This is a genomic window from Kitasatospora sp. NPDC089913, from assembly GCF_044748625.1.
GTDB lineage: Bacteria > Actinomycetota > Actinomycetes > Streptomycetales > Streptomycetaceae > Kitasatospora.
In genome coordinates this window covers 39,463-47,173 of the sequence record NZ_JBIVGI010000046.1, presented here as the reverse complement: position 1 = coordinate 47,173, position 7,711 = coordinate 39,463, and the positions used below count along the sequence as shown (strand labels likewise).

At 74.1% G+C, this 7,711-nt stretch carries 9 protein-coding genes and 1 tRNA gene; 8 read left to right on the top strand and 2 right to left on the bottom strand.

The window, feature by feature from the left end; genetic code table 11:
* From ACIPYS_RS38135 to ACIPYS_RS38115, 5 genes are all read left to right on the top strand, one after another.
* On the top strand, window positions 1-94 hold a 94-nt coding region (locus ACIPYS_RS38135; RefSeq protein ID WP_350554586.1), incomplete at its 5' end, for an acyl-CoA dehydrogenase family protein.
* Window positions 95-230: 136 nt separating this feature from the next.
* Window positions 231-995 carry a TetR family transcriptional regulator gene (locus tag ACIPYS_RS38130; protein WP_231977866.1) on the top strand — a complete coding sequence of 255 codons (765 nt, stop codon included), beginning with the start codon at window positions 231-233 and terminating at the stop codon, window positions 993-995.
* Window positions 996-1,294: 299 nt separating this feature from the next.
* A complete protein-coding gene (locus ACIPYS_RS38125; protein WP_400754983.1) occupies window positions 1,295-2,620 on the top strand; it encodes a chloride channel protein in 1,326 nt (441 codons plus the stop codon).
* Window positions 2,621-2,750: 130 nt separating this feature from the next.
* Window positions 2,751-3,056: a hypothetical protein gene (locus ACIPYS_RS38120; RefSeq protein ID WP_400754980.1), complete on the top strand. Its 306-nt coding sequence runs from the start codon at window positions 2,751-2,753 to the stop codon at window positions 3,054-3,056.
* 84 nt (window positions 3,057-3,140) lie between these two features.
* Window positions 3,141-3,899 carry a methyltransferase domain-containing protein gene (locus ACIPYS_RS38115; protein WP_400754977.1) on the top strand — a complete coding sequence of 253 codons (759 nt, stop codon included), beginning with the start codon at window positions 3,141-3,143 and terminating at the stop codon, window positions 3,897-3,899.
* A gap of 135 nt (window positions 3,900-4,034) precedes the next feature.
* Here the strand turns inward: ACIPYS_RS38115 and ACIPYS_RS38110 are convergent.
* A tRNA-Leu gene (locus ACIPYS_RS38110) sits at window positions 4,035-4,122 on the bottom strand.
* Between the two features lie 252 nt (window positions 4,123-4,374).
* Between ACIPYS_RS38110 and ACIPYS_RS38105 the strand changes: the two genes are divergently transcribed.
* From ACIPYS_RS38105 to ACIPYS_RS38095, 3 genes are all read left to right on the top strand, one after another.
* A complete protein-coding gene (locus ACIPYS_RS38105; RefSeq protein WP_043471987.1) occupies window positions 4,375-5,697 on the top strand; it encodes a M20/M25/M40 family metallo-hydrolase in 1,323 nt (440 codons plus the stop codon).
* Between the two features lie 223 nt (window positions 5,698-5,920).
* Window positions 5,921-6,163: a chaplin gene (locus ACIPYS_RS38100; RefSeq protein ID WP_400754991.1), complete on the top strand. Its 243-nt coding sequence runs from the start codon at window positions 5,921-5,923 to the stop codon at window positions 6,161-6,163.
* 244 nt (window positions 6,164-6,407) lie between these two features.
* Window positions 6,408-7,286: a chaplin gene (locus tag ACIPYS_RS38095; protein WP_400754973.1), complete on the top strand. Its 879-nt coding sequence runs from the start codon at window positions 6,408-6,410 to the stop codon at window positions 7,284-7,286.
* Between the two features lie 198 nt (window positions 7,287-7,484).
* On the opposite strand, the gene ACIPYS_RS38090 is transcribed toward ACIPYS_RS38095, so the two are convergent.
* Window positions 7,485-7,679 carry a DUF5703 family protein gene (locus ACIPYS_RS38090; protein WP_286158661.1) on the bottom strand — a complete coding sequence of 65 codons (195 nt, stop codon included), beginning with the start codon at window positions 7,677-7,679 and terminating at the stop codon, window positions 7,485-7,487.
* Window positions 7,680-7,711: the final 32 nt, after the last annotated feature.

Here is a 7,711-nt window from a genome sequence, read left to right as displayed (position 1 = left end):
GTTGGAGCGGATGATGCGGGACGCGAAGATCACGCAGATCTACGAGGGCACCAACCAGATCCAGCGCATCGTGATGGCCCGCAACCTGCCGTAGCACCACCCCTCCCGACCGGTCCGGGAACCGGTCGGGGAACCGGTCTGAGGACCCTTCGGGGGCTGTCCTCGGGCACCCGGACCGCAGCCGTGCACGGGCCGGTCCGGGTGTTCGAGGCCGATGCTATGTTCCGGGAATGAGCGAGAAGGAAGAGCAGGACCAACCGATGAACGACGGGCAACCGAAGCCCGCGATGCGTGAGGCGCTGGTTGCCGCCGCCTTCGAGCTCTTCCTGGAGCGCGGCTTCGAGCAGACCACGATCGACGACATCGTCTCGCTCGCCGGCGTCGGCCGGCGGTCCTTCTTCCGCTACTTCCCGGCCAAGGAGGACGTGGTCTTCCCCGACCACGAGCGCGGCCTCGCCGAGATGACGGAGTTCCTGGAGTCCGGCAGCGGCGAGGAGGACCCGGTCCGGCACGCCTGCGACGCCGCCCGGCTGGTCCTGCGGATGTACGCCGAGCAGCCGTCGTTCTCCGTCCAGCGCTACCGCCTGACCCGCAAGGTGCCGGGCCTGCGCACCTACGAACTGTCCGTCGTCTGGCGCTACGAGCACACCCTCGCGCACTATCTGCGCGGCCGGTTCGCCGGGCGTCCGGAGGGCCCGCTGCGGGCCGACGTGGTCGCCGCCGCCGTGGTCTCCGCGCACAACCACGCCCTGCGCACCTGGCTCCGCTCCGGCGGCGAGAGCGACTGGGTGACCGAGGTGGACCGGGCGATGGCCTTCGTCACCGACACCTGGGGCGAGCGCCCCGCCGGCGGCGCCCCGGCGGCGGACGGCGACGGCCCGGGGGAGCAGGACGACGTCGTGGTGCTGGTCGCCAGCCGCCGGGCGCCGCTCTGGCGGATGGTCCAGGGCATCGAGAGCGCCCTCGGCGACCCCCGGCGGGTCCCGCAGGAGTGACCCGTCCCCCGTCGGCCCCGCCTCTCTCACCCTGATGGCGCAGGCCCGGCGGGACGCGCCGGGCCCCGACCCGCGGCTGCCGTGCGCGAGCCCGGGCGGCGGGCGAGACTCGGTCGCAGGACGTGGCCGGAGCCGGACCGGCGCGGGGAACGCGACGGAGGCGGACGATGCCCGAGCCGAGCGACGGCCCGAGCGGGAGCGAGGACCCGACGGCGGGATCCGGCCCGACGTCGGGCACCGGCCCGGCGTCCCCTCCCGTCCACCCGGCGCCCGCGCGACCGTCCCCCACCCTGCACGGTGTGCTGCGCACCAAGGGCTATCTCGGCCTCCTCGTGATCTCGGCCCTGGTCGGCGTCCCGGTCTCGCTGGCCGCCTTCTGGTTCGTCGGCCTCGAGCACCAGCTCCAGCACTGGGTCTGGGAGAGCCTGCCCGACGCCCTCGGCCTCGACCGGGCCCCGTGGTGGTGGCCGCTGCCCGCGCTGCTGCTGGCCGGACTGCTGCTCGCACCGATCGTCACCCGGGTGCCCGGGCGCGGCGGCCACGTCCCGGTGGACGGTCTGGGCGGGCCGCCCGCCCCGCCGAGCGCCGTGCCCGGCGTCGTGCTGGCCGCCCTCGCCTGTCTGCCGCTCGGCGCCGTGCTCGGTCCGGAGGCGCCGCTGATGGCGATGGGCGCCGGGCTGGCGCTGCTCGCCGTCCGGCCGTCCCGCCGCGCGGCCCGGCCGCAGCTGGTGCCGGTCCTGGGCGCGGCCGGTTCGGCGGCGGCGATCTCCACCATCTTCGGCAGCCCTCTGGTGGCCGCCGTGATGATGATCGAGGCGGCCGGCCTGGGCGGGCCGCAGCTCCTGCTGCTGATCATGCCCTGCCTGCTGGCGAGCGGGGTCGGCGCGCTGGTGTTCACCGGCTTCGGCCACTGGACCGGGCTCTCGGTCGGCGCGCTGTCGCTGCCCTCGGAACCGCCCGCCGCGGTCCCCGACCCGGGCGACTTCCTGTGGGGTCTGCCGGTGGCGGTCGCGGTCACCGTGGTCTGCGTGTCCGGGCAGCTTCTCGGCCACCGGGTCAAGGCGTTCACCGTCGGCGACCCCGGGCGGGCGGTTCCGCCGCCGACGGTCCGGCAGACGGCTCTGCGCACGGTGCTGTGCGCGGTCGCGGTCGGCGGCTGCATCGCCGCGTACGCGCTGCTGACGGACCGCTCGCCGGAGGAGGCGGCGCTCTCCGGCCAGGCCACCCTGGGGGCCCTGGCCGCGAATCCGGCGGCCTGGTCGGTGTTCGCGCTGCTGATGCTGACGCTCTGCAAGACGGTCGCCTGGGGCATCGCCCTGGGCAGCCTGCGCGGTGGCCCGATCTTCCCGGCGGTGCTGATCGGCGCGGCCCTGGGGGTGGCCTGCGGCCCGCTGCCGGGCCTCGGCATCGAGTCGGGGCTGGCCGTCGGCCTGGCCGCCGCGGCCACCTCGGTCACCCGGTTGCCGGTGACCAGCACGGTACTGGCGGCCGAGCTGCTCGGGCCGGACGCACCCGACTCGCTCCCCCTGCTGCTGGTGACGGCCGTGACCTCCTTCGTGGTCGGCGAACTGCTGCGCGGTCGGATCGAGCGGCGCACGGCCCCGGCGGAGGCACGGGCCGGCTGAGGGACCGGCCACCGGTCCACCGGCCGATGGCTGGGGGACCGGTGGCGCCCGCGTCAATACCGATCCATCTTCTCCACTCCTTCGAATTAATCCGGGATTCGCGGCCGCCGCCCCGGGCAATCCCGCTCCCATGACCACCTCCTCACCCCATCGCCGCAGCCGCCGCTCCACCGACCGCCGCGCTGCCGGCCGCCGGTCCACCGAGGGCCGCCCCCGCCGCTCGCTCCCCACGCCTCCGCCGAACCAGCCCGGCGCGCCCGGCAGGTCCGGGCCGGGCGGATCAGGTCCGATCGCGCCCGGGTCCGCACCGGCGCCGGGTGCCCCGCAGGCCGCCGCCTGCTGCGCCGTCTCCACCACCGAGCGCCGCTCGCTCGGCGGGACGGTCATCCGTACCCACCGCCACCACCCCCGCTGCCCGGTCTGGGCCGCCCGCTGAGAACCCCGCCGCCGCCCGCCGAAAACCCCGTGCCCGCGGTCGCCGCCCGCTGGTAGAACGGGTCGGACGCCGAGGGGGACGCACATGTCGGAAGCCGACGAGCCGATACACGAGCACCTGGTGGACGAGGCCGCGCTGCGCCCGGGCGGGCGGGTGCTCGACCTCGGCTGCGGCACCGGTCCCACCCTGGCCGTCTTCTCCCGCCGCCACCCCGATGCCCGGCTGCTCGGCCTCGACCACTCGGCCGACAGCGTCGCCGCCGCCCGCCGCCTGCTGGCGGACCACCCCGGAGGCGTCGGGATCGGGACCGCGGACCTGGCCCGGCCGCTCCCGCTGCCCGACCACGATCTCGACGCCGCGGTCTCCTACAACGTGCTCGAATGCCTGCCGGACCCGGCCGCGCTGCTCGCCGAGACCGCCCGGGTGCTGCGGCCCGGCGGCCGGGCGGTCCTGGCCCACGTCGACTTCGACTCACTGGTGATCGCCGGCGCCGACCGCGACCTCGACCGGCGGATCTGCCACGCCTTCACCGACGACCAGCAGCCCTGGATGGACCACGCGGACGGGCGGATCGGCCGCAAGCTCCCGGGCCTGGTCCGGGACTCCCCACTGCGGCTCGGACGGGTCCACCCGGTCGTCACCGGTTCCACCGAGCTGACCGGCCACGCCGCCCGCCGGATCGAGGGCATCCGCCACGCCCTGGCCACCGCCGCCGCGGAGGGACGCGGCCCGCTCTCCCCGGCGGAGATCGAGGCCTGGCACACCGCCGTCCGCCTCGCCGCCGCCCACGGACGCTTCTTCCTCGCCGAGACCGCCGTCGCCGTCACCGCCCACGCGGACTGACCGGCGATCGCCCGGTGCGCCGTTCGCCGGGGCGGTCCGGCCCGAGGCCGCTCCTGTCACGCCACGGCGCGGCGTAGCGTGACAGGAGCGGTGCGGAAAACGAAAAAGACCCCAGACGAATCTGGGGTCTTTCCGTGGTGTCCGAGGGGGGACTTGAACCCCCACGCCCGATAAAGGGCACTAGCACCTCAAGCTAGCGCGTCTGCCATTCCGCCACCCGGACGAGGTGTTGTCCTCGCGGCTTCCTTCTGTTCGTCGGCCGCGCTGACAGATGTAACTGTAGCAGTGATCGGCTGTCGGTCCCAAAACGGCCCGGGGCGGGGGAGTGGGGGTTGCGGCGGTGTGTCGGCGTGTTTCCTGGGGGTGGATCCGGGTCCGGGGCTGGGAGAGGATGGGTGGACGTGCTCGCGCGACCCGGGTGCAGGTCCTGGGGCGGCGCCGGGGTGCCGGTGCGGGCCAGAGACGAGGAGTGACCGTGAGCGAGCGGAGCGAGTCGAAGGTGACGGGGGAGTCCGAGGTCGCCGACATCTGCCGCGACCTGATCCGGATCGACACCAGCAACTACGGTGACGGTTCCGGTCCGGGCGAGCGGAAGGCGGCCGAGTACGTGGCCGAGCAGCTCGCGGAGTTCGGCCTCGAACCGCAGATCATCGAGTCCGCCAAGGGGCGGGCCTCCACCGTCGTCCGGATCGAGGGCGAGGACCGGTCGCGCCCGGGCCTGCTGATCCACGGGCACACCGACGTCGTGCCGGCCAACGCCGCGGACTGGACGTACGACCCGTTCTCCGGCGAGATCGCGGACGGCTGCGTCTGGGGGCGCGGCGCGGTCGACATGAAGGACATGGACGCGATGACCCTGGCCGTGGTGCGCGACCGGCTGCGCACCGGCCGCAAGCCCCCGCGCGACCTGGTGCTGGCCTTCCTCGCCGACGAGGAGGCGGGCGGCACCTACGGCGCGCGGTACCTGGTGGACAAGCACCCGGGGCTCTTCGAGGGCGTGACCGAGGCGATCGGCGAGGTCGGCGGCTTCTCCTTCACGGTCAACGACCGGAACAGGCTCTACCTGATCGAGACGGCCGAGAAGGGCATGCACTGGATGCGGCTCACGGTCGAGGGCCGGGCCGGGCACGGGTCCATGGAGAACAACGACAACGCCATCACCGAGCTGTGCGAGGCGGTCGCCCGCCTCGGGCGGCACGAGTTCCCGCTGCGCATCACCAAGACCGTCCGGGCCTTCCTGGACGAGCTGTCGGACGCGCTCGGCGTCGAGCTCGACCCGGAGAACATGGACGAGACGCTCCGGGTGCTCGGCGGCATCGCCAAGATGATCGGCACCACGCTGCGCAACACCGCCCAGCCGACCATGCTCGGCGCCGGGTACAAGGTGAACGTGATCCCCGGCCAGGCCACCGCGCACGTGGACGGGCGCTTCCTGCCCGGCTACGAGGAGGAGTTCCTGGCCGAGCTGGACAGCGTGCTCGGCCCGCGGGTGAAGCGGGAGAGCCTGCACTCGGACAAGGCGATCGAGACGAGCTTCGACGGGGCCCTGGTGGAGGCGATGCAGACCGCGCTGCGTGCCGAGGACCCGATCGCCCGCGCGGTGCCGTACTGCCTGTCCGGCGGGACGGACGCCAAGTCCTTCCAGGACCTCGGGATCCGCTGCTTCGGCTTCGCCCCGCTCCAGCTGCCGCCGGAGCTCGACTTCGCCGGGATGTTCCACGGGGTGGACGAGCGGGTGCCGGTGGACGGCCTGAAGTTCGGCGTGCGGGTGCTGGACCGGTTCCTCGACGCCTGCTGAGCGGCCCGCCGACCGGGGCGGGAGCCGCACGGGAGCCGCACGGTGGTCCACCGTGCGGCTCCCGCGTTTCCTGACGGACGCGGATCCGGGAAGTTCGATGACATGTTCGTCGTATCACCGGTCCGGGTGAATGCAACGTCTGTTCCGTACCCCGTTTGCCGCAATCTCGTTCCTCACTGTGACGGCCCGGAGCCGATATCCGGGTGTTCATACAGGAGGAATGATGAAGGTCAAGAAGATCGCCGCCGTGACCGCCGCCACCGGCGGCCTGGTGCTCGCCGTTGCCGGTGTCGCCTCCGCCCACGGCGGGGCCGGTGCCGAGGGTGTGGCCGCCGGTTCCCCGGGCGTCGTGGCCGGCAACCAGATCCAGATCCCGGTGCACATCCCGGTCAACCTGTGCGGCAACACCATCAGTGTGATCGGCGTGCTGAACCCGGCGTTCGGCAACCACTGCGCGAACGTCTGATCCTCGATCGGTCGTTGAGTCGGGCCCCCGGGCGGCGGACGCGCCGCGCCGGGGGCGCCTGCGTTTCCGGGGCCGCCCCCGGCGCGACCCATGACATCCCTCGAAAGAGTGAATGGGGGCCGCACGGCTCAACCTCCTTGTGGGTTGCTTCGTTTTCTCCCATGCAGCCGAGGACCTCTCCGCCCAATCGGAAATTCCGACTTTCGGAAGGTCGTCACGTCGTCTCGAAATGTCAGGGGAAAATATGAGGAACGCAGCCAAGAAGGGGCTCCTCACGGCCGTGGCCACCGGCAGTGTGCTGGCCTCGACAGCCGGCTATGCCAGCGCGACCGCCGGGGCGGAGGGCGCGGCAGTGGGTTCGCCGGGTGTCGCCTCCGGCAACTCGGTGCAGGTGCCGGTGGAAGTGCCGATCAACGCCTGCGGCAACACGGTCGACGTGGTCGGCGCGCTGAACCCGGCGTACGGCAACAACTGCGCCAACGCCTCCGGGCACCACGGCGGTGCGCACACGGGCGGCGGCAAGTCGGCCCCGGGCGCGAGCGCCTCCGGTGCGGCCACCGGCTCACCCGGTGTCGCCGCGGGGAACAGCGTCCAGGCGCCGGTGCACATCCCCGTCAACGCCTGCGGGAACTCGGTCGACGTGGTCGGCGCCGCCAACCCGGCGTTCGGCAACGACTGCGCCGCCACGGCCGCGCCCGCGCACACCGCTCCGCCCGTCACGCCCGACGAGGACTGCCCGGAGGAGCACGGCCCGCACAACCCGCCGCCGCCCGCGACCGCCCACCCCTCCACCCCGCCGGTCACCCAGACCCCGAGCACCGGCACGCCCAGGAACGGCGGCCCGTCCGAGGGCACGCCGTCCGGCAGCGGGGCGACGGGTTCCGCGAGCGCGGCGGCCGCCACTCCGGGCAGTGCCGCCGCTACGCAGCAGGGCGGCTCGGCGGGCCAGGCCCGCCCGGCGGCCGCGCGCACCGGGAGCCCGTCCGCGGCGCCGACCGCCGCCGCGGGCAGCCAGCTGGCCTCCACCGGCGCCGGTGACACCGAACTGCTCGGCGCGGCCGGTCTGGCCCTGCTGATCGGCGGCGGTGTCCTGTACCGCCGCTCCCGCGCCGGCGCTCGCTGAGCACTCCCGGCGCCGGATCTCCCGGCACACCGGCCCCGGGCCCCACGGCCCGGGGCCGGTGGCGTGCTCACAGCAGGTCCGGGGTCCGGAGGCGGGCCAAGGGGCGGGGCGCGGCACCCGGCGACGTCCCGGCTCCCGTTCGGCCGCCGTCACCGCCTCCGGAGGATCCGGCCCCGGACCGTCACCGGCCCCGGACCGTCACCAGCTCCGGACCTGCCGGATGATCCGCCGACGCAGCAGCACCGTCCGGCTGCCGTCCGGGAACAGTCGGAGTCTGTCGAGCTCCCAGTGCCCGTACTCGGCATGATCGGTGAGGAGTTGGCGTGCCGCGTTGCGGGACGTCCCGCGCGGCATGCGCAGCGACTGGTACTCGTACTCCGGCTGCCGGACCAGCTTCGGTGGGGTCAAAATGCTCCTCCTGTGGG